Source organism: Emticicia oligotrophica DSM 17448 (assembly GCF_000263195.1).
GTDB lineage: Bacteria > Bacteroidota > Bacteroidia > Cytophagales > Spirosomataceae > Emticicia > Emticicia oligotrophica.
The window spans coordinates 2,709,770-2,732,216 of record NC_018748.1; the positions used below are offsets into that span (position 1 = coordinate 2,709,770).

The window sequence follows — 22,447 nt, forward strand, 5'->3', positions numbered from 1 at the left end:
AAATTATGATACGCAATTACTTTAAAATCGCTTGGAGAAACATTATCAACAACAAACTCTATTCTGTCATTAATATTTTGGGACTGAGTTTGGGTTTGACTGTTTGTTTACTTATCACCTTATTTGTGAAAGATGAACTTAGTTACGATCAATTTCAAAGTAAAAAACACAGCATTTATCGCTTAGTTTCTGATGAAATAAGTCCGAGTGGAGAAGTCCATAAAATAGGCATTTCGGGAATGGTACAGGGGGCAACTTTTAAACGACAAGTTCCGGAATTAGAAGAAATGGTAAGAATTGTAGGGGATAGATTTAATATTCGCCATAACAACGAAATCTTTATTCAAGAGGTTACGAAAGTAGATAGTAGTTTCTTCAAAATTTTTGATGCTGAATTTGTGGAAGGGTCTCCTTACAGAGCCCTATCTGACCCACAATCGGTTGTTATATCGGAAGAAGTAGCCGAACGTTTTTTTGGGAAAAACAAGGCTTTAGGAAAGCCGCTTTCTATCTTTTACGATAATGAATTTCAGAATTTTACCGTTTCGGGTGTTACAAAAAAATCACCGATTAATTCAAGTATTCAGATAAACTTATTATTGCCATTGCATCATGATAAAGTACAAGATGACCAATGGATTAACTTTTATATGAATACATTTTTCACGGTAAAAGAAGGAGCTAATCCCGCTATAATTGAGCAAAAATTTGCTAAAATCTATGCTGCGGAGGCTAAAGAACAAATAGCTCAGGCCTTGAAAGATTGGGGTTATAAAGGCAAATTAGTCTGGAAATTACAGCCATTTCTTGAAATGCACCTAAGTAAAGATTATCAAGCTCAAAATGGAATTAAAGAGTCTGGAAATAAGCTTTTTTCTTATTTTTTAACTGGTATTGCGGCGTTTATTCTAATAATTGCTTGTATAAACTTTGTGAATATTGCTATTTCTCGTTCGATGAAACGTGCCAAAGAAATTGGTGTTAGGAAAGTAATGGGCAGCGAACGCAAGCAACTAATTATACAATTTTTATCCGAGTCGGCACTTTTGAGTTTAATAGCTTTTATTGTAGCTATTTGCATTTCTGTTTTGGCATTGCCAACTTTTAATCAACTTTCCGATAAAACACTTTCATTTAGCTATTTATTAGACACTAAGTTGGTGCTACTTTATCTAGCTATCTTTATTCTAACTGCTTTTTTATCTGGTTTTTATCCTGCCTTGGTTTTATCGGGTTTTCAGCCAGTAGAAACACTTTATGGGCGATTTAGATTTGGAGGTAAAAATTTGCTACAAAAATCGCTCACGGTTTTGCAATTTGGTTTAGCTACTTTCTTTATTCTACTCACGATAGTGCAGTTTAAGCAAGTAGATTTATTCATGAACCAGAGTTTGGGTTATGATGATTCGAATATTATGATTGTGAATGCTGGAAACGTTGAACGTTCGAAAGCCAACGTTTTTATCAGTGAATTAGAGAAATACCCAACGATTCAGCAAGTGGCTCCACGTCAGCAAGGTTTTTGGTTTACGCTATCTACCGTTAATGGTGATAAACAGCTCAACCATGATTTAGAAGTAGTTGATAATAGATACATTGAGTTACTTGGATTAAAAGTGTTACAAGGACGTAATTTTTCGCCATCTTTTCCAAGTGATACTGCTACTGCGGTATTAGTCAATGAAGCGTTTGTCAAGGAAGCTAATTGGAAAAATCCAATCGGTCAGACGATTGCTTTCCATAATAAAGATAAATACCAAGTTATAGGAGTTATTAAAGATTATCATTATAGTTCATTATACGAAAAGGTACGTCCACAACTTTTCATTGCCGACCCTAAGCATGGAGGTTACGGTGCTTTCTATATTCGAATAACTGGACAGAATATCTCGCAAACAATTGCTTATGTAAGAGAAAAATTCAAGAGTTCGATGCCAACAAAACCATTTGAGTATGAATTTTTACATGAAACCAATGCAAAGAACTACACGAAGGAAATAAAAATGAAGCAAATAATTGGCTGGGCTGCATGGCTAACAATTTTTATTTCTTGTATCGGACTTTTCGGTCTTTCTTCTTTAGCTACTGAAAAGCGTTTCAAAGAAATTGGTGTACGAAAAGTTCTTGGAGCAAGTACTAATAGTATCGTAAGAATTTTGTCGATTGATTTTCTAAAACTCATTCTTATTGCTTATTTGATAGCTGCACCAGCTGCCTACTATGCGGCAGAACAATTGCTACAAAGTTATCCATATCGCATTCAACAAGGGGCTGACATGTTTTTACTAACCATTATAGGATTATTGATGGTTGGTTTACTTACGGTAAGTTATCAGGCAATGAAAGCTGCCATGATGAACCCAGTAAAATCATTAAAAACAGAATAACGCCCGTAGAGACGTTTCATGAAACGTCTCTACAAATCACCATAAAATTATGATACGCAATTACCTAAAAATCGCTGTTAGAAATTTGTTGAAAAACAAATCTTACGCACTTATCAATATCGTAGGTTTATCGGTAGCTTTTGGAGCTGCCATTTTGTTATTTCTTACCGCTCATTTCGAATTTTCTTTCGATAATTTCCACACTAATAAAGAGCGTATTTATAAAGTTTTTTATAAGCTAAACTTGGCAGAAAAACAACAAATGGGTACTTCTGTTCCTGCACCACTGCGTGGGGCATTAGCTTCTGAGTTTAAGTCAGAAATCAAATACCTAACACGCATTATGGATAGTGGCGTGCAGATAGTTCAAGGCGAAAAAACAATTGATAATGACCTAAATTATGTTGATGCCGACTTCTTGAAAATGTTTTCGTTTAAAATGCTAAAAGGCGACCCAAATACGGCTTTAAACGATTTACGTAGCATTGTAATTAATGAATCAACATCCAAGAAATTATTTGGCGATTCGGAGCCATTAGGCCAAACACTTAAGCTGAATTTTGGTGAAAAAATGGAGGCTTTTATTGTAAGTGGAGTAATTGCCGATGCCCCCGAAAATTCAAGTGTTGAAAGTGAAATGATGCTTAGGTTTGAAAATAATCCGTCCTACCATGATTTGAAAGATGGATGGAATAACCAAAATCACCAACTCTATGTACAACTAGCGGATAATATTACACACGATAACTTTGAAAAAAGACTTAAACCTTTCACTCGTAAATATTATAAAACCTCGATTGAGCAAATTCTGAAAGAAGGAGGAAAACCCGATGAACGAGGCGAAGTTTTTAGTATAAGACTTATGCCTTTATTAGAAGAGCATTTTATAAAAAACTTGGGCGGAATACAGGTTTTAGATAAAACCTACCCATATATGTTGTTGATTATTAGTGTATTGGTAGTTTTGGTAGCTTGTATCAATTTTATTAATTTATCAATTGCTCGTTCGCTCGAACGTGCCAAAGAAGTAGGCATGCGAAAAGCTTTAGGGGCGGTAAAAAATCAGATTCTAGCTCAGTTTTGGGGTGAGGCTTTTATTTTATGTATCATTGGTTTTACGATAGGAGGGGTATTGGCCGTAACTCTGATGCCAAGCTATAATTCTATTTTTCAGAGTTTTATTTCTTTTAAAAGTCTGCTTAACCCTTGGGTAGCGGTTTTATTGTTGGCGAGTTTCCTAATTGTTACACTCGTTGCTGGAGGTTACCCAGCATTAATTGTTACAAAATTCAACATTATTGAAGTTTTAAAAGGAAAAGTAAAGGTGAGTACACGCTCAGGTGGACTAAGAAATACTCTAATTATTGTCCAATTTAGTATTGCTACCTTGCTTATTAGCAGCACTTTGATTGTTTGGAAACAAATTGATTATTTAAGAAATAAACCTTTAGGTTTTGATGAAAGTCAAGTAATTAGTATTCCCGTTGGACATGAAGTTCAAGGTACAAAAATGCTTGAATTTATGAGAAATAAGCTGGCCAATTATCCACAAATTCAGAGTATTACTGCCGCCGATATTAATATTGGCAGAGGAAAAGATAATTCGATGTCGCACTCGGGTTATGGGTTTGAAATGGAAGGAAAAACTTATCATACCAATGGACTAAACGTTGATTATGATTACATCAAAACACTTGGGCTAAGCCTCACGAATGGACGTGATTTTTCAAGAGAATTTCAATCTGATAAATCAAGAAGTATTGTTGTAAATGAGTCTATGGTGAAACAGTTAGGCTTCAAGAATCCAATCGGGAAAAATATCCCAATTGGTGATAGTTTAGGCCGAACTATTGTGGGCGTGGTGAAAGATTATCATTTCGAATCACTAAAAAATAAAATCGAATCTATGACCTTCTTCCTGCAAGGCGATTTTGGCTATAGTTATATTTTTGTCAAATTAGCTCCGCAGGCATCGCCCAAAGAAACAATGGATTTATTAGCAAAAGCCTACAAAGAAATCGCTCCTAAATCGGTATTTCAAGCTTCGTTTTTAGATGAAAACACTAACAATCTTTATAGAAAAGAGGAGCGTTTTTCTCAAATTATTATGAGTGCTGCAGCCTTAGCTATTTTATTATCTTGTATGGGTTTATTTGCCATTGCTTTAATGATGATTGCCCAACGTACCAAAGAGATTGGTATTCGAAAAGTATTAGGAGCGAGTATCCCAAGTTTAGTGCTTTTACTTTCTAAAGATTTCTTGGTTTTGGTTTCAATTGCTATAATGATAGCCTCTCCAATTGCTTATTATCTCATGGAAAAATGGCTAACAGATTTTGTCTATCGCATTAATATTGGCTGGAATGTATTTTTAATGGCAGGTCTAACTGCTGTCGTAATTGCCTTATTGACAGTTAGTTATCAGGCAGTAAAAGCGGCTTTGATGAATCCTGTAAATAGTTTGCAAAATGAATAGAGAATCATATAATAAAATTGCCGAAATATGGGCTGAGCATAGGCATAGTTCATTTGTGAGCCAGATTATTGTAGATTTTGCAGAAAAGTTAAGTCTGAATGCTAAAGTATTAGATATAGGATGTGGAACTGGTATGCCTGTGGCAGGTTATTTAGCTTCAAAAGGCTTGCTTGTAACTGGTATTGATTTCGCCGAAAAAATGATAGAAATAGCTCAAAGTCAACAGATTCCCCAAACTCAATTTCTTGTTTCTGATTTTTTCGACTTCGAAACCAAGGAAACATTTGATGGTATTTTAGCTTGGGATTCGTTCTTCCATTTTCCAAAAGAAAAGCAAGCAATGATTTACCCTAAAGTGGCTCGATTACTCAATTCTGGCGGATATTTACTTTTTACCCACGGTGATGATGATGGCGAGCATACAAATCCAATGATGGGCGAGGAGTTTTATTACAGTGCTATTTTGAAAGAAGATATTATACAATTACTTGAGGCTAATGGATGCGAAGTTATTGATATGATAAAAGATTACCGAGAAAAAGACACACATCGAGGTTTGGTAGTTTTAGCACAGAAGAAATAAACTTAAATTAAACGATGATTCGTAATTACTTAAAAGTAGCGATTAGAAACCTTTGGAAAAATAAGCTTTTCTCCTTTATCAATATTATGGGGTTAGGTTTAGCCATTCCATTTGCTTTGATGGCATTAATGCAGCTTCAAGGAGCATTTGAATTTGATAATTTTCATCCTAATTCTGAGCGAATTTATAGAATTATTACCGATGAAAAAAATCAAGAAAATGGCACGCAACACTATGCTTCTTCTCCATATTTATTAGCCGATAATCTTCGAAACAATTATGCTTCAGTTGAGAAAGCCACGAAAGTTGTTCGTGAATTTGGCTGGGAGCTAAATAATCAATTAAAAAATATTCGGGTAAACACGATTTATATTGAGCCTTCTTTCTTTGATATTTTTGGATTTAGGCTAGCCAAAGGTTCAATACCAATGGAGCCTAATAGTTTGATTTTAAGTCATGAAACGGCTGTCAAGTTTTTTAATGATAGTAATCCAATTGGGCAGTTTCTCTCGCATCCAACCTATGGAAGTTTTAAAATCACAGGTGTTTTGAAACCTTTCAAAAGAGGTACACAATTTCGGAGTGATGTGATGGTTTCGATGGCTACTTATGAGAAACTTAATGCCGAGCAGTTAAAGCCAACTTCATGGGAAAGATTAGAAACACACACTTTTGTGCGACTTTCTCCCAATGCCTCAACTCAAGCTTTAGATGTAGCTTTGAATGAGATTGCTAAGAAAACCAATACTTTAATTAGTAAGGCCCAAAAGAGCAATACTTTTCGTAAACAAAAGTTAGTGGATATCTCGCCAAGTACAGAAAAACTCCGTAATAATCCTTATGTAGAAGATATGCAGGATATTTATTTCAACTTTACTATTCCACTCATGATTTTATTATTGGCTGGGTTTAATTATACAAATCTGACTTTAGCGAGGTCATTGAGCCGCTCGAAAGAGGTAGGAGTAAGAAAAGTAATGGGAGCATTCAGAAGCCAATTAATCACACAATTTATCGCCGAGGCTATCGTGATTGCTTTTTTATCACTTTTTGTTGGTGTTATCATTTTACAAATTATAAAATCATCTATACACGTCAATTGGGTAACTTGGGAAGTAGAAAACCAGACTAAGATTTGGGTACTTTTCATTGTATTTGCTTTATTTTTAGGAATTTTAGCAGGTAGCTTACCTGCTTGGATTTTATCGAGTTTTCAGCCTGTAAAAGTTCTTAAAGGGAATGTTTTACCCGCTAGTTTCGGAAAAATAGGTTTTCGAAAGGTATTGGTTGTCATTCAGTTTGTGGCTTCGCTGGGGTTCATTTTTCAAATTGGGCATCTTTATAATCAGTTTGAATATATGGCAACAGAAAATGAGAATTTTAATCGGAAAGGAATTTTTAACATTTCTCTTACCGCTCATAATTATGCTTTATTAGCGAATGAAGTAGCAACAAATAAGGATGTAGAAAAAATAGGATTTGTGTCGGTACCTTTTGGTGGAATCTCGACCGAATATGCAATCAAAGCAAAAGATAAAAGTGAAAATATCGCTTCATATTATTATGCCGCCGATGCCAATTTTATTGAAAATATGGGTTTAAATATTCTGGCGGGTACAAATCTACCCAAAACAGAATCAGATACAGCAACCAACTTTGTATTGCTCAATGAACAAGCACTTAAACGCCTACATTTAGGTACTCCACAAGAAGCCATCGGAAAAGCTATTTATCTTAATAATTCATCCAATGCTTCGCAAATAGTGGGTATAGTGAAAGACTTTTGTCATTTTAATTATCAATTTGAAAAGCAGCCAGTGGTATTTCAATATAATCCTGCTCAGTTTCATGTAATGGTTGTTAAAACTAATATTAATACATCCAAAACTGACTTTTTGTCTGATATTCAGCGTATCTGGAAGAAACAAAATCCATATCAACAATTAAGTTACTCATGGTTTGAGCAAGAACTTTACGAACGTTATTATCCAGCCGAAGATATGAAAATGATGGGTATGGCAGCACTCGTAATCATCGTCATTGCGGTTATGGGTTTGTTGGGTATGGTGAATTACAGTACAGAGAAACGTACTAAAGAAATCGGAATTAGAAAAGTAATGGGGGCATCGGTTGGAGAAATTGTGCGAATACTTTCTTGGAGTTTCATGAAACTCCTTATTTGGGCTGGAATCATAGCTATTCCGATTGGTTTTGCTGAAAGCTTGGTTTTAGACAATTTATTTACCTTTTATGCTGGACTCAATATTGGTTTAATGACTATCTTTTTTATCTGTATTTTCTGTATTGCGGGCAGTACGATTGCATATTACGCTATCCGAACAGCGAATCTAAATCCAGTGAAAACTTTGAGGACGGAATAATATTTTAGCTTGTTTCTAACCATTCTTGCGGAATGTATTAGCATATATACTGCGAATACATTCCGCAATTTTTTATAAAACTATCTAAACAATTTTGTTATCATTAATCGTTTTACAATTGAGAGGTTGTTTTTATTTTCTAAAATTATTGCTTTGGGCACAGTTTTTGAACAACTGAGCTTAAATGTACAATGCCCTAAAAGCGTTTATTTTAAATACGAATCAAAATTTTATGGATATACTTGGGCTCATCAAAGACAAATTAACTGACTCAAACATTAAAAAAGTCAGTAATTTTTTGGGTGAACACCCCGATAATATTGGCTCTGCTCTGAATAGTTCTGTACCGATAGTTTTAGGCTGCATTATCAGAAGTGCATCTAATGATGAGGAAACTGGAAAGGTGATGGATGTTTTGAAAGATGGAGGGCATACAGGTGAAATATTAGATGATTTGCCAGTTTTATTAAATAATTTTGAGAAAACACAATTATTACTTACGATTGGAACAAATATTTTTAATCACTTCACTGGTAATCAAGCGAATGGAATTGTTGAGAAATTATCGACATTTACAGGTATAAGAAAAACTTCTGCCTTCTCATTGGTTGGTTTGGCTGCTCCACTTGTTTTAGGGGCATTAGGTAAGGTGGTAAGTAAGGAAGGATTAGGCGTGTCGGGTCTTTCTAAATTACTTAATGAGCAACGTGAAGCGGTATTTGTAGAAATACCTCCTGCCATTGCTAATCAATTGAATTTCAAAAGCTCTGAACCTTTAAAGCCAGTAATTAATAAAGAAGAAAAATCTAAAGAGAATAAAAATAATAGTAAAGATGCAGGAAATCGTGGATTGGGTGCTTGGATTCCATGGATTTTAATTGGATTTGTATTTCTAGGCGGAGTTGCGTACTTTATGAAGTATCGACGTACCGTAAAACCAGTTGAGCCAGTAGTGAATAATACAGGATTATCAACAGAACCAGATTCAATAGCGATAGATACTACATTTTCAAATATAGTACCTGTAGATACAGCAAGTAATCTTGAGCCTATATCAACGCCAAATACTGATATTCCTATTACAACAATTGAGTCTAAGGAAGTTGAAAAGGTGAAAAGAGTAGAGAAGGAAGTTGAAGAGCCCAAAAAAGAACAGAAGAAAGTAACTTTTGATCATATATCAGTTGAAGACCAATTAAAAAATGCAAAATCTTGGATTGCATTAGCTACCGATTTTAAGAAGAATAGTGCAGAAGTAAGTGCTAAAACAGACTTAGAAGTTGTAGTGAAATTCTTGAAAGCTAACCGAAAAGCAGTTGTAATTGTTGCGGGTGGTTCGCAAAGCTCGAAGGGCACATTAGGCGAAGACCGTGCTTATGCTGTAAGAGATGTATTAATCGAAAAAGGGGTAAACGAGGGGCAAATCGTTATTCAAAGCTCTTCAGTGAAAGAAGTTGATGCTAAGGTAGTAGTGAAAGTGAAGTAATTTTATTGAAATAGATTTCTAACGTCGGCAAAGTTTCAAACCTTGCCGACGTTATTTTTTAGGCGGCTAATTCTTTTAAAGCTGCTACAAATTTATCAAGTTCGGCAGTAGAAGTATAAACATTTGGCGTGATTCTACATCCATGAACGTTGGCATAATCAATGGCAACTGTCCAAACATTATATTTTGTCAGCAATGTTTTAGCTAAATCTGCTGGTTTCATTGTCTTGATGCCCACATTCGCAATGCCACAGGCTCTTTGTGCATCAGCAGGTGTATTAAGTAAGATATTAGGTAAATTTCTTACTTGTTTGGTCCAATATTCTTGAAGAAAGCGAAGACGTGCTTCTTTTCTTTCAATACCAATTTTCTGATGAAAGTCAATAGCATTACTAATGGTTAGGTCGGTGTGCACAGGATGTGTGCCAGTATGATTTAGCTTTCTAATATCATCATCTTGATAACCCATATCGCCGAACATTTGCCAAAGCTTACTGATTTTATCTTTTTTTACATATAAAATCCCTGCTCCAAGCGGTACACTTAGCCACTTATGAAGACTACTACCATAATAATCACAACCTAAATCACTGATTTTGTATTGAATTTGAGCGAAAGCATGAGCTCCATCAACCATAACCTCAACACCTTTGGCGTGTGCCATATCACAAATTTTCTTAATTGGTAAAATATGTCCTGTGATGTTTATCATGTGGCATACCATTAAGAGACGAGTTTTTGGAGTAATAGCTTTTTCGTAAATTTCTACAATTTCTTCATCAGATTTTGGATGGTTCGGAATCGAAACGATTTTATTCACAATACCATATCTACGAGCTTGTAATTTAAACATATCAAGCATGGCACCGTAGTCTTGCTCAGCCATCACCGCTTCATCTCCAGCTTTCCAATCAATTCCTGCAATGACTGTATCAAGCGATTCAGTTGTATTTCGAGTAATAATCAATTCTTCTACTGAGCAACCAGCAATTTCGGCTAATTTACGTCGAGCTTCGGCCTTATCATCAAATTGTCGTGTTCGCATATAATACGAAGCTTGGTAGTTTATTTCCTTCACATTAGCAATGAAAGCATTTAGTGTACTTTCTGGTGTAAATGAATAATAGCCATTTTCGAGATTAATGTAATCAGGCTTGATTCGATAAGATTTCCTGATTTCTGACCAAAAATCTTCGTTTTGAGCTAATTCTTCGGCCGATTGCTTAGATACTTTATTTAAAGAGCGGTCGATGTTTTTACCTAATACAGAGTAAGAAACACTGGTTGCTGTAAGGGTTTTTAAAAACTGGCGTTTGTTCATAGGAAGTGTTGGGTATTTAGGGTTATTGTTTAGATAGTCTAATGGTATTTATAAAAAGATTTTTATTTCAAAGTCATAAAATATTTTTTCTGTTCATCGGTCATTTTTTCAATGGCATAGCGAAGAGCTGTACGAGGAATTCGACCAATGTTTTTCTCCAGAAAAACCTCTACTTGCTGGTTCGCTCCTTTTTTCCATGCTTCACGTAATGCCCACCCAACTGCCTTATGAATGAGGTCATGCTTGTGGGTAAGTAGAATTTCAGAGATTTTAAGCGTATCAAGAAATTGTTTTTTATTAATGAAATAGAAAGTGGCAATAATGGCAATCCGTTGTGTCCATAAGTGATTTGTGCGTGCCATATCATATAATATACTTCGGTCTTTATCGAATAAATATAAGCCTACGATATCTCGAGCCGAGCAATCAACCAAATCCCAATTATTAATTCGATGCGTGTTATCTAAATAAAATTCATAGATTTTACTGCGTAAATCTTCAGATTTGGCTTTTTTCATTTGTTCCACCAAAATAATTAATGCTGCAAATCTATACTCATGAATTGGACTGTTGAGTAAATCTTGTAATTCTGAAAAATTTAAAGAGTTGTATTTTTTACAAATGGTTCGTAAATCAGGATTTGATATGCCAATAAATATATCTCCTTCACCGTATTGCCCTTTGCCAGTTTTAAAAAACCATGCTGAGGCTTGGGCTCTTTCTTCGGTAGCGATTGCTTTTAGGGCATCAGTAATGGAGGTCATTTTCTGTGATTAAAAGTATTTGAGGAAGTTTTATGAACTGCTGCGAGCGAGATGCAAAATAGGATTTTTTTTATTGAAAAAGAAGCCAAAACCAAGGTTTTGAAAATAAGAAAGGCTATGGGTAAAACTCCCATAGCCTTTTCTACTACTAAATCCACACAACTTTAATTCAAAAGTATAAACTATAAATGAATTGTGCAAGTATTTTAGATTAAAATTTTTTTTTCTTTCTGAAATAAATACAAATTATTGTTTGTATTATTCCATTATTGTCTCAAGTAGAGCCAATGAAAAGTTTGGCAAAAGATTAGTAGCTTTGTGAAAACATTAAGAACCAAATTAGAACTATGATCATTGATTCGCACCAACATTTTTGGACATTCGATCCTATCCGTGATTCTTGGATTAATGAAGAGATGTCGGTTATTCAAAGAAATTTTTATCCTGAAGATTTAAAGCCCGTTTTACAACAAAATGGAGTTGATGCTTGCGTGGCCGTACAAGCTGACCAAAGTTTAACAGAAACAAAATTTTTACTCGATTTAGCAGCTAAAAATGATTTTATAAAAGCGGTAGTCGGCTGGATTGACCTACAAGCAGAAAATATTGAAGATCAACTTGCTGAATGGCAATCAGAGAAAAAATTAGCTGGTTTTAGACATATTCTACAAGGTGAGCCTGAACTTGAATACATGCTTCGCCCTAATTTCATGAGAGGTATTTCGGCTCTTTTAAAACATAATTTTACTTATGATATTCTGATTTTCCCTAAACATCTGCCTGTTGCTCAACAATTTGTGAAGCATTTTCCAGACCAAGCTTTTGTGCTTGACCATTTGGCTAAACCTTATATCAAAGCTGGTATGATTGATGAGTGGAAACGAGATATAGAAGTATTGGCAAAATTTGAGAATGTCATGTGTAAAGTTTCAGGAATCATTACGGAAGCCGATTGGAAAAACTGGACTTACGAGCAAATTGAGCCTTATTTGGAGGTTGTCTTTGAAGCTTTTGGTATTGATAGAATCATGTATGGTTCTGACTGGCCAGTTTGCTTAGTAGCTGGTGAGTATGCTCAAGTGAAAGGAATTGTGGAAAAATATACTCAAAACTTTTCTGAAATGGAAAAAGCCAAGATTTTTGGTGGAAATGCTGCTAAATTTTATAAAATCTGAAAAAGAGAGGAGGCTCTAACCTCCTCTCAATGTTTAAAATCGTTGTTTGACCGCATAATCTACGGCACGAGCCGTGAGAGCCATGTATGTAAGCGATGGATTTTGCGTTGAAGTAGAGGTCATGCAAGCTCCATCTGTCACGAATACATTTTTGCAGGCATGAAGTTGGTTCCATTGATTGAGTAATGAGGTTTTTGGGTCTCTGCCCATTCTCACGCCACCCATTTCGTGGTTTTCATTCCCCGGTAAACGTTTCGTATCAATTGGTTGAATATTCTTGAATCCTGCTTCATGATACATTTCTGAAAATTGCTCATGAAAATCTTTCAAAACTTTTTCATCATTCTCGTCATAACCAATCGAAATTCTTAGCTGAGGAATTCCGTATTTATCAACGAATTGTTTATCTAATTGCACCATACTGCTTTCTTTTGGAATGGTTTCGGCCATCATACTGGCACCAATTCCCCATAGCCCTAAACTTGATTTATTGAGGTTAGATTTAAGTTCTTCACCCATTCCTTCTTTATTGGTCAGTTCAATTCTTGATGCCGTAAGCGAAGTGGCATAGCCCCTTAGAAAATCGGTTTCTTGTTTTAGTACATTTCTGAATCTAGGAATATAACTACCATTGGGGCGGCGACCGTCGGTAGTAGAATCGAGATTTCCTTCATATTCGGCCGAAATTCTGCCACGATAGCTGTGAAATGCCATAAATTTGCCTAATAAACCATTATCATTTCCCAAACCATTCGGAAAGCGGTTTGAGTTGGAGTTGAGTAAAATCAAATTCGTATTCAATGCAGAAGCATTTAAGAAAATAATTTTGGCATAAAACTCAATCATTTCATTGGTTTGAGTGTCTATTACACGCACACCAGTGGCCTGGCCTTTGGTGTCATCATAAATAACCGAATGAACCACAGAATGGGGGCGAAGAGTCATTTTACCCGTCTTTTCAGCCCAAGGAATGGTTGAAGAATTACTGCTATAATAACCTCCATATGGACAGCCACGCTCACAAATTGTGCGGTTTTGGCAAGCAGCTCTACCTTGTTGATAATGTATTTTTTGAGGGTTAGTTAAATGTGCAACTCGTCCAATTATCACATGCCGATTGTTATATTTTGAGGTGATTTTTTGTTTGAAATGCTTTTCAACGCATGACATTTCGTGGGGCTGTAAAAACTCTCCATCGGGTAAAATAGAAAGACCATCACGATTTCCCGAAACGCCAATGAATTTTTCTACATAACTATACCAAGGGGCAATATCGGCATATCTTATCGGCCAATCTGTTGCATAACCATCTCGTGCTGGGCCTTCAAAATCAAAATCACTCCATCGTTGAGTCATACGGCCCCAAAGCAACGAACGACCACCTACTTGGTAGGCACGAATCCAATCGTAAGGGCGGTCTTGGATATAAGCTTGCTCGGCATCTTTAGTTAGAAAATGAGCAGTAGCTTCAGTAAAAATGAAATTTTTACTAGCAATGTGGTAGTCTTTTTTTATTTCGAGTGGAACTTGTCCTCTGTGTTCAAATTCCCAAGGTTGTTTGAGGGTGGTGGGATAATCAATGACGTGTTTGACATCACGCCCGCGTTCGAGAACGAGTGTGCGGAGACCTTTCTGCGTAAGTTCTTTTGCTGCCCAGCCGCCGCTCATTCCAGTACCTACCACAATGGCATCGAACGTGCGAGCTTTTACACTATCTAAATTTAAGTTCATGAGGTTGAATAGTTTTACGAAAATACAGATTTTCATCAAAAACTAAGCAAATTTATTCGAGCAGTTTTAAAGCTATGTATTTTTAAAATCAATAAGTTTTATCAATTCCTATTTTTCGGCTATCTTCGCCCAATTCAACTCTTATCAGCCCTTATTACGCCTTTCTTATGAAAAACAAGTATTTTGTTCCGTTTGTATTACTTACTTCTTTATTCTTTTTATGGGGTTTCGCCCATAATCTCAACCCAATTCTTATTCCGCATTTGAAAAAAGCTTGTCAGCTTACAGATTTTCAGTCGGCTATGATTGATAGTGCTTTCTTTGTGGCATATTTTGTAATGGCCATTCCGGCAGGTATGGTAATGAAGAAATACGGATATAAAACAGGCATTATTGCAGGGCTTTTGTTATTTGCTTTAGGTGCATTTTTGTTTGTTCCTGCGGCCAATACACGAGTTTTTGTGTTTTTTCTTACTGCACTTTTTGTGATAGCTTCTGGTTTAACATTTCTTGAAACCGCAGCAAACCCCTATATGACAGTGCTTGGCGAACCCGAAGGTGCAACACAACGCCTTAACTTTGCCCAATCATTCAATGGTTTGGCGGCTTCATTAGCACCAAAAATTGGTGGTGTTTTTATTCTTTCGGGAGTCACGCTTTCGGAAGCAGAAAAAGCAGGAATGTCGGTTGAGCAACTGAACGCTTACTTAGATAATGAAGCCGCGGCAGTAAAAATGCCTTATATTGTCATTGGCGTGATTGTTTTGATTGTTGCGGCAATTTTATACAAAACAAACTTGCCAGAAGTAACGGATGATTCACATGAGGTTGATATGAAGGGGGGCTCTCAATCTATTTGGCGACACAGCCACCTGACTTGGGGCGTAATTACTCAGTTTTTTTACGTAGGAGCTCAGGTATGTGTATCGAGTTTCTTTATTAGATATTTGTTTCAAACTGCACAAATTGATGAAAAATCGGCGGCTAATTATTTAGCGATTGCTTTGTTTGGCTTTATGATTGGTCGATTTGTTGGCACTTTCTTGATGCGTTTTATTAGTCCTAATCGACTTTTAGCTATTTATGCGGCATTATGCATCATTTTATTAGCTATTATTGTGCTTAACGGTGGAATGATTTCGGTTTATGGATTGATTGGCGTGGAGTTTTTTATGTCAATTATGTTCCCAACGATTTTCTCATTAAGTGTACAATCATTGGGCGAAGAAACAAAGCTTGGCTCTTCGTTGGTGATTATGTCAATTGTAGGTGGAGCGATTTTCCCGCTAATTATGGGTAGAGTTTCTGATGTAAGCAATATTCAAACGGCTTATGTAGTTCCTTTGGCTTGCTTTGCCGTAGTTTTATACTTCGGAATGAGGGGTTATAAAGTAAAAGCTTGAGTATTTATAGCAAGAAAGGCTACTTCATCAGTAGCCTTTCTCGTTAAGTTTATAGGATTAAATTACTCTTCTGCCTTATTTTTTAAACTCATCAAGAGCGAATAAGCACCCTTAACTACAAAGTTTTGATTGTTTAGTTTTTCGGCATTTATGATTTCAGTATAGCCTTTTTCTGTATTTCCTGCCTGAACTTCTACCATTTCGTATTGTGAATCAGACTTTTTGATAAATACATATTGCTTACCTTCAAATCTTACTAAGGCATCCTCTGGTAATACATTGGCTTTTGCGTTATTGATAGCAATTTCTGCATTCATGTAAGTACCAGGAATAAGGGCTTTATCGTAAGTTTCGAAGTGACAATGTATGTCGGTATTACGTTCTTCATTTAAGTTTTTACCGATTAATATAATCTCGCAAGGATATTTTTTATTCGGATAAGTGTTGGTGTATGCCGTTACTTTTTGCCCGATGTTGAGTTTGTCTAAATCTTTCTCAAAAACTTTTAATGCCAAGTGAATATCGCTGGTATTTACTAATTCAAACATTACTTCTGTTGGAGAAATGTATTTACCAATATTTACATTTACCTTACTAACATAGCCATTGATAGGCGAGAGGATGTTAATACTTTTTGAAATAGTATTTTCGGTTAGTTTTTCAGGATTTATTCCTGCTAATTTTAACTTTTCAGCTAAAGATTTTACCAAAATTCGCTGTGTTTTTAGTTCCATTTCTGCTTGTTGGAAAACCTTATCACTACTTGCTTTGCTTTGGTTGAGTTCTCTTTGGCGTTGATATTCGTTTTCAAGAAAACTAATTTTTGATTGTGTTGTCAAATAATCTTGCTGAAGCTGGATATACTGTTGGTCTTCAATAATGGCAATACTTTCGCCTTTACGCACGAACATTCCTGGAATCAGATGCGAAGATTTCAGATAGCCACCCATCGGTACACTTACTGAAACCAAATTTTGTGGCGGAACATCAACTCTACCACTTACTTTCAAAATCGTAGAGAAAGATTTTTGCTCAATGGGAGCAGTTTCTATACCTATACTCTTGATTTGTTGAGGCGTAAGATTAGCAATGCTTGATTCAACAACTGTTGAATCGGTAGCTGCTGCTTCGTTAGATGTTTTTTTACCACAAGAGATTGTGAGTAAAGAAATAAGGCCAAGGCCTAGCATCGAATATTGTATATTAAGCATCGAAAATCTATTTATTTTAACTGAATTTTTCATTTTTGAGCGAGTGTTTGTTGTTTGACAAAATGTTGTCGTGTGTCCACTGCACATGACTAAGAAATGGTGATTGTCGAACTGGGCAGTTCGAGATATTACAAATACTACATTGTTTTTGAGGGATACAACCATCTACATGAATAAAAAACTCAACTTTATTCTCGAAGTGTTCTTTAAACAATGCGGTGAGTCGGTCTAAAATCTCATGTGCTTCATTGACATTAATGTAGTACGGAACCGTTAGATGGCAGTCAATGTGATAAAAACCAGCGTAGTCAATCACACGCATATTGTGTACATCAATCCATTCTAATTGGCGGTGTTCATTTAGAATATCTACAATTTGGTTGATAATCGCATGGTCAGATTCATCCATAATACCTGAAATCGACTTGCGTATTATTTTATAGCCAGTGTAGATGATAATAAATGAAAATACAATTGCTACCACACTATCAAGCCAAGCATAGCCAGTAAGCATGATTAGACCTACACCTATTAGTAATCCTAATGAAGAGTAAGTATCCGATTGTAAATGTGAACCACTGGCAATAAGAATAGGAGAGTTCTCCTCTCTACCTTTTTTTATACATAGATAGCCAACTAAGTAATTCACAGCCCCTGTGATGGCCACTAAAATTAAACCGAAATCAAGTTTTTTGAGTTGATGCGGGTGGATGAAATTATCAATACCTTCGTAAATTATGATAAAACCTGCAATCGAAATCAAAATACCCTCAATGGCTGATGACAGAAATTCAACTTTACCATGACCATAAGGGTGTTCTCTATCTCGTGGTTTCGCTGATAATATGATGCTATAAAGTCCGATAAAGCCTGCAATCACGTTGACGCTACTTTCTAGGGCATCAGTTAAAATAGCCACCGATGAAGTAAGCCACCATGCGATAATTTTCAGTATAAATAATGCTACCGATACGCCAACTAAAATTTGCTGCATCCGAATCGGATTTACTTTTTTTTCTGCCATGATATGAATAGGTATAAAAGCTGAAGTAGATAATCTATTAAAGCTTACATAACCACTGATAACTTATTAATATTGCGTCAATGAATTAATCTGAATAATGCTTTGATTGAGATTCCTGATAGCCTCAATATAATCATTCCGAATAGTTGTTGCCTGATTGGTAAGTGTCACCCATTCGAGGTAATTAATACTACCATTTATCAACTGTTGCTGAGCCGTACCATTGATTATATTGGCGTTATTTAAAGCGGTTTTTTCATAATACTCTACCGTTTTCGTGAATTTATTATATTCTCCAAGTGCTGTAAGATAGGCATTATTGAGTGTTTGCAAACCAACTTCATAATTACTTTCGGCCACAAGTTTATTCACTTTTTCGCTATTAATTTTAGCTTTTTGGGCTGTTGCAAAAATGGGAATACCCATGCCTACTTGAACAGATTGAAAGCGATACCAACCATTATACACTACATTGTCAGCCCCTGTTCCTCGAATACTTCCATTGTTATAAACCATCGAAAGGGTAGGTAGCAGTTTCTTTTTTTCTATATCTATGGCAGCATCGGCAATTTGCTGTTGCTGGCTCAGAAATTTTAAACTTGGGTGTTCTTTTAAGACATCAATAATCGGCTGATTTTTCAGTGATAGTTTGTATGAATTATTGGCTGGAACAAAATTCTCTGCTGAATTGAGTAAGTATTGAAAACGAAGTCTGGTTAAGGCTTCATCATCTTCCACTTGTTTTAACTGAACATTGATTTGTCCTAGTTGATTTTCGGCAGTTACCTTCTCTAAAATATTACTTTCTCCTTTTGCAAACCTTAATTCTGCTCGATTAAGAAATGCCTTATATAAACTATCTGCAAATTGTAGTAATTGACGCTTTTGTTGGAGATATACCCAGTGATAATATACTTGTCCAACTTGTTTCTTTAACTCATGTTCAGTCAGTGCTATGCTCAATGTGCTACTTTTCCAAAGTTCGTTATAGTAATTTTTTTGGCTTTCATACACCTTTGGGAAACTTAGTGTTTGCCCCAAACTTAGTCTTGAGTCTAAATAAATACTATTAATTTGTCCAACTTCCGCAGCAATATTAGTTGTTGGAATCATCTTAGCAGTATTAATGAGGCTTTTCTGATATTCAGCTTTTATTTTTTCGTTTTTTACCGAAAGATTATTTTTTAAAGCTATTTCTACCGCAGACTCTAAACTTACAGGTTTTTGTGCATTGGCAGAAGCACCCGCCAATAGGAGCAATACGATGATGGTTGCTTTTGGCGAAATTACTTTGGTTGTGCCTTCAAAAACCATGTAGAGAATCGGTAAAACGAAGAGCGTTAAGAAAGTGGCAATTAATAATCCACCGATAACTACCGTGGCAAGTGGACGTTGTACTTCAGCTCCTGCTCCATTGCTAAGTGCCATTGGTAAGAAACCTAAAGAAGCAACAAAGGCTGTCATCAATACCGGACGAAGGCGGAGATTTGTTCCCTCAAGTACAACTTTCCGAAGGTCATGTTCACCATCGTGTTTAATTCGGTTGAATTCGGCAATTAATACAATTCCATTCAAAACGGCTACACCAAATAAAGCAATGAAACCAACCCCCGCACTAATACTAAATGGAAGGCCACGAAGAGCCAAGAAGAATATACCACCAATAGCCGAGAGCGGAATAGCCGAATAAATAAGCAATCCATGTTTGATGGAATTGAAAGCAAAGAAAAGCAACAAGAAAATCAGAATCAATGATACTGGAACCGCAATCATGAGGCGTTGTTTAGCAGCATTGAGGTTTTCGAAAGCTCCACCATAAGTAACATAGTAGCCAGCAGAGAAACGAATTTTCTTATCTACTTTGCCTTGAAGTTCGGTTACGATACTTTGTACATCTCGTCCTCTCACATTAAAGCCTACCACAATTCTGCGTTTGGCATCTTCTCTTTGAATTTGGTTAGGTCCATCTTTGATAGCTACATCGGCTAGTTGCGAAAGAGCAATTTGAGTACCGTTAGGTGTTGGAATTAGTAAATTCTGAATGTCTTCTAAATTCTTCTTTTGGTCACCTGCTAATCTAACTACTAAATCGAAACGTTTTTCTCCTTCAAAAACTAATCCTGTACTTTGGCCAGCTAATGCCGTATTTACAACCCTATTGATATCTGCAACACTCAGATTATATTGGGCAATCATATTACGTTTATATTCGATTAGTACCTGTGGCATGCCCGAAACAGTTTCCACGTAAAGGTTTTTAGCTCCTTCAACTGTATTAATAATTTCACCTAATTGATGAGCATATTTAGTAAGGGTGTCAAGGTCTTCACCAAAAATCTTGCATACTACATCTTGTCTTGCACCAGTCATGAGTTCATTAAAACGCATTTGAACTGGATATTGGAAACCGACTGTTACCCCAGGGACTTCCGACAATTCTTTCGTCATTTTTTCGGCCAATTCATCGAATGTTTTGGCCGATGTCCACTCGCTTTTATCTTTCAAAATCACCATCATATCGCAAGCATCCATAGGCATAGGGTCGGTTGGAACCTCGCCACTACCAATTTTAGTTACGACTTTCTCAACTTCTGGAAAACGAGTTTTGAGAATATGTGCTGTTTTTTGGGTATTTTCGATGGTTGTGCTCAAATTACTGCCAGTAAGTACGCGTGTTTCTACGGCAAAATCACCTTCTTCGAGTGCTGGGATAAATTCTCCACCAAGTGTAGATAGAACAATAATAGCTAAAACAAAAAGTCCAATAGTTGCTCCTAAAATGACTTTTGGGAAATTAAGCACCCAATTAAGAGCAGACTGGTAGGCATGCTCTATTTTAGCCATGAGTCTGTCTGAGATATTAGGTTCGTGTTTGGTTTTCTTGCTTAATACAATCGAACTCATCATCGGAATATAAGTAAGCGATAGAATAAATGCCCCTAACAAGGCGAAAGCAACCGTTTGTGCCATTGGCTTGAACATTTTACCTTCGATACCTTGAAGTGTGAAAATCGGTAAATAAACAACCAAGATGATTACTTGCCCGAATACTGCACTATTCATCATTTTACCAGCCGATTTCTCTGTCATTTCGTCCATTTCGGCTTGTGTATAATTGGCCCGCCCGAGTGCGTGTTTACCCGCCAATAAGTGCATGACTGATTCAACGATAATAACCGCTCCATCGACAATCAAACCAAAATCAAGAGCTCCTAAACTCATTAGGTTGCCACTTACGCCAAACAAATTCATCATGATGATTGCAAAGAGCATCGAAAGCGGAATGACTGAAGCAACCAAGATACCAGCACGGAAATTTCCTAGAAATAAAACTAAAACGAATATTACGATTAAGGCACCTTCTAAGAGATTTTTTTCAACAGTTCCAATGGCATTATTTACCATTTTGGTTCGGTCGAGGAAAGGTTCAATCAACACACCTTCAGGAAGTGTCTTCTGAATTTGTGCTACTCGCTCTTTTACGTTCTTTATTACCTCGCTACTATTGGCACCTTTAAGCATCATCACTACTGCACCAGCTACTTCTCCTTTATCATTGAAAGTCATCGCTCCGAATCGTGTGGCATGGCCAATTTTAATTTCGGCCACATCTCTGATAAAGAGTGGGGTGCCGCCGCCTAAGCTTTTGATAGCAATATTTTCTATATCTTCAATACTACCAATTAAGCCCTCGGTTCTAATAAATAGTGCTGTTGAACCTTTTTCAATGTAAGCTCCACCTGTATTCTGATTATTGTTTTCTAATGCTTTAAATACATCATCAATGGTAATACCAGTGGCTTGTAGCTTGTGTGGGTCAATTTCGATTGAAAATTGTTTAAGTTTCCCCCCAAAACTACTTACTTCGGCTACTCCTTTTACTCCCAAAAGCTGACGGCGAACAATCCAATCCTGAATCGTACGTAGAGAAGTGGCATCATATTTAGATTCATAACCTTCTTTTGGCCGCACCACATATTGATAGATTTCGCCTAAACCTGTTGAGACTGGCCCAAGTTCTGGAACTCCAATGCCTGCGGGTATTTGACTTTGTACTTTTTGTAGCCGTTCTGCTACTTGCTGCCTCGCCCAATAAATATCGGTTTCGTCGTCGAAAACTATTGTAACGAGTGAAAGACCAAATCGTGAAAAACTTCTGATTTCTAAAAGACCGTGAATATTATTGTTAGCCTGCTCGATTGGAAAAGTTACCAAGCGTTCGATATCAGTTGCTCCAAAAGAAGGGGCAACAGTAATTACTTGAACTTGGTTATTGGTAATATCTGGTACTGCATCAATGGGCAATTTTGTCACCTCATAGCTACCGTAGCCTATGAGTGCAAGTGTAAAAAGCCCAATAATGAGTTTGTTGCGAATAGCAAACCCAATGATTGAATTTAGCATGGTATTGAAATATTAGTAAATGCTACGAGACTAAGTCCTTTGTAGCTTAATTTTATGAAAGTATAACTCAATTATGGCAATTATTGCCCCAATAGAGAAGT

General features: G+C 36.3%; 13 protein-coding genes. 7 read left to right on the forward strand and 6 right to left on the reverse strand.

All coding sequences use genetic code 11. The features are described 5' to 3' along the window. Positions 1 to 5 precede the first annotated feature (5 nt). The 5 genes from EMTOL_RS11255 (at position 6) to EMTOL_RS11275 (ending at position 9,313) form a co-directional block, all read left to right on the forward strand. On the forward strand, positions 6 to 2,387 hold the full coding sequence (locus tag EMTOL_RS11255; protein WP_015029411.1) for an ABC transporter permease: 2,382 nt from the start codon (positions 6 to 8) through the stop codon (positions 2,385 to 2,387). 49 nt (positions 2,388 to 2,436) lie between these two features. Next, positions 2,437 to 4,863, forward strand: coding sequence for an ABC transporter permease (locus tag EMTOL_RS11260; protein WP_015029412.1), 2,427 nt, complete (start codon positions 2,437 to 2,439; stop codon positions 4,861 to 4,863). After that, a complete protein-coding gene (locus EMTOL_RS11265) occupies positions 4,856 to 5,446 on the forward strand; it encodes a class I SAM-dependent DNA methyltransferase (RefSeq protein ID WP_015029413.1) in 591 nt (196 codons plus the stop codon). The genes EMTOL_RS11260 and EMTOL_RS11265 overlap by 8 nt, the downstream gene beginning before the upstream one ends. A 14-nt stretch (positions 5,447 to 5,460) precedes the next feature. Beyond that, positions 5,461 to 7,827, forward strand: a complete 2,367-nt coding sequence (locus EMTOL_RS11270) for an ABC transporter permease (protein WP_015029414.1) — start codon at positions 5,461 to 5,463, stop codon at positions 7,825 to 7,827. Between the two features lie 232 nt (positions 7,828 to 8,059). Then, positions 8,060 to 9,313, forward strand: coding sequence for a DUF937 domain-containing protein (locus tag EMTOL_RS11275; protein ID WP_305953224.1), 1,254 nt, complete (start codon positions 8,060 to 8,062; stop codon positions 9,311 to 9,313). Between the two features lie 58 nt (positions 9,314 to 9,371). Here the strand turns inward: EMTOL_RS11275 and EMTOL_RS11280 are convergent, their stop codons facing one another. Together EMTOL_RS11280 and EMTOL_RS11285 are read right to left on the reverse strand one after the other, a co-directional pair. Continuing rightward, entirely contained in the window at positions 9,372 to 10,634 is a 1,263-nt protein-coding gene (locus EMTOL_RS11280) for an aminotransferase class V-fold PLP-dependent enzyme (protein WP_015029416.1), read from the reverse strand. A gap of 62 nt (positions 10,635 to 10,696) precedes the next feature. Beyond that, a complete protein-coding gene (locus EMTOL_RS11285) occupies positions 10,697 to 11,398 on the reverse strand; it encodes a DNA alkylation repair protein (protein ID WP_015029417.1) in 702 nt (233 codons plus the stop codon). A 347-nt stretch (positions 11,399 to 11,745) separates the two neighbouring features. Between EMTOL_RS11285 and EMTOL_RS11290 the strand changes: the two genes are divergently transcribed. Next, complete coding sequence (locus tag EMTOL_RS11290) at positions 11,746 to 12,573, forward strand: amidohydrolase family protein (protein WP_015029418.1); 828 nt, start codon at positions 11,746 to 11,748, stop codon at positions 12,571 to 12,573. Between the two features lie 33 nt (positions 12,574 to 12,606). Here the strand turns inward: EMTOL_RS11290 and EMTOL_RS11295 are convergent, their stop codons facing one another. Then, positions 12,607 to 14,304 carry a GMC oxidoreductase gene (locus EMTOL_RS11295; RefSeq protein ID WP_015029419.1) on the reverse strand — a complete coding sequence of 566 codons (1,698 nt, stop codon included), beginning with the start codon at positions 14,302 to 14,304 and terminating at the stop codon, positions 12,607 to 12,609. A 167-nt stretch (positions 14,305 to 14,471) separates the two neighbouring features. Between EMTOL_RS11295 and fucP the strand changes: the two genes are divergently transcribed. Beyond that, positions 14,472 to 15,707 carry an L-fucose:H+ symporter permease gene (gene fucP / locus EMTOL_RS11300; RefSeq protein WP_015029420.1) on the forward strand — a complete coding sequence of 412 codons (1,236 nt, stop codon included), beginning with the start codon at positions 14,472 to 14,474 and terminating at the stop codon, positions 15,705 to 15,707. A 62-nt stretch (positions 15,708 to 15,769) separates the two neighbouring features. Here fucP and EMTOL_RS11305 read toward each other — a convergent pair whose 3' ends face one another. From EMTOL_RS11305 to EMTOL_RS11315, 3 genes are all read right to left on the reverse strand, one after another. After that, positions 15,770 to 16,951, reverse strand: a complete 1,182-nt coding sequence (locus EMTOL_RS11305; RefSeq protein ID WP_041693531.1) for an efflux RND transporter periplasmic adaptor subunit — start codon at positions 16,949 to 16,951, stop codon at positions 15,770 to 15,772. After that, on the reverse strand, positions 16,935 to 17,942 hold the full coding sequence (locus EMTOL_RS11310) for a cation diffusion facilitator family transporter (protein ID WP_015029422.1): 1,008 nt from the start codon (positions 17,940 to 17,942) through the stop codon (positions 16,935 to 16,937). Before EMTOL_RS11310 ends, EMTOL_RS11305 begins: the two co-directional genes overlap by 17 nt. Before the next feature lie 66 nt (positions 17,943 to 18,008). Further along, a complete protein-coding gene (locus EMTOL_RS11315) occupies positions 18,009 to 22,346 on the reverse strand; it encodes a CusA/CzcA family heavy metal efflux RND transporter (RefSeq protein ID WP_015029423.1) in 4,338 nt (1,445 codons plus the stop codon). Positions 22,347 to 22,447: the final 101 nt, after the last annotated feature.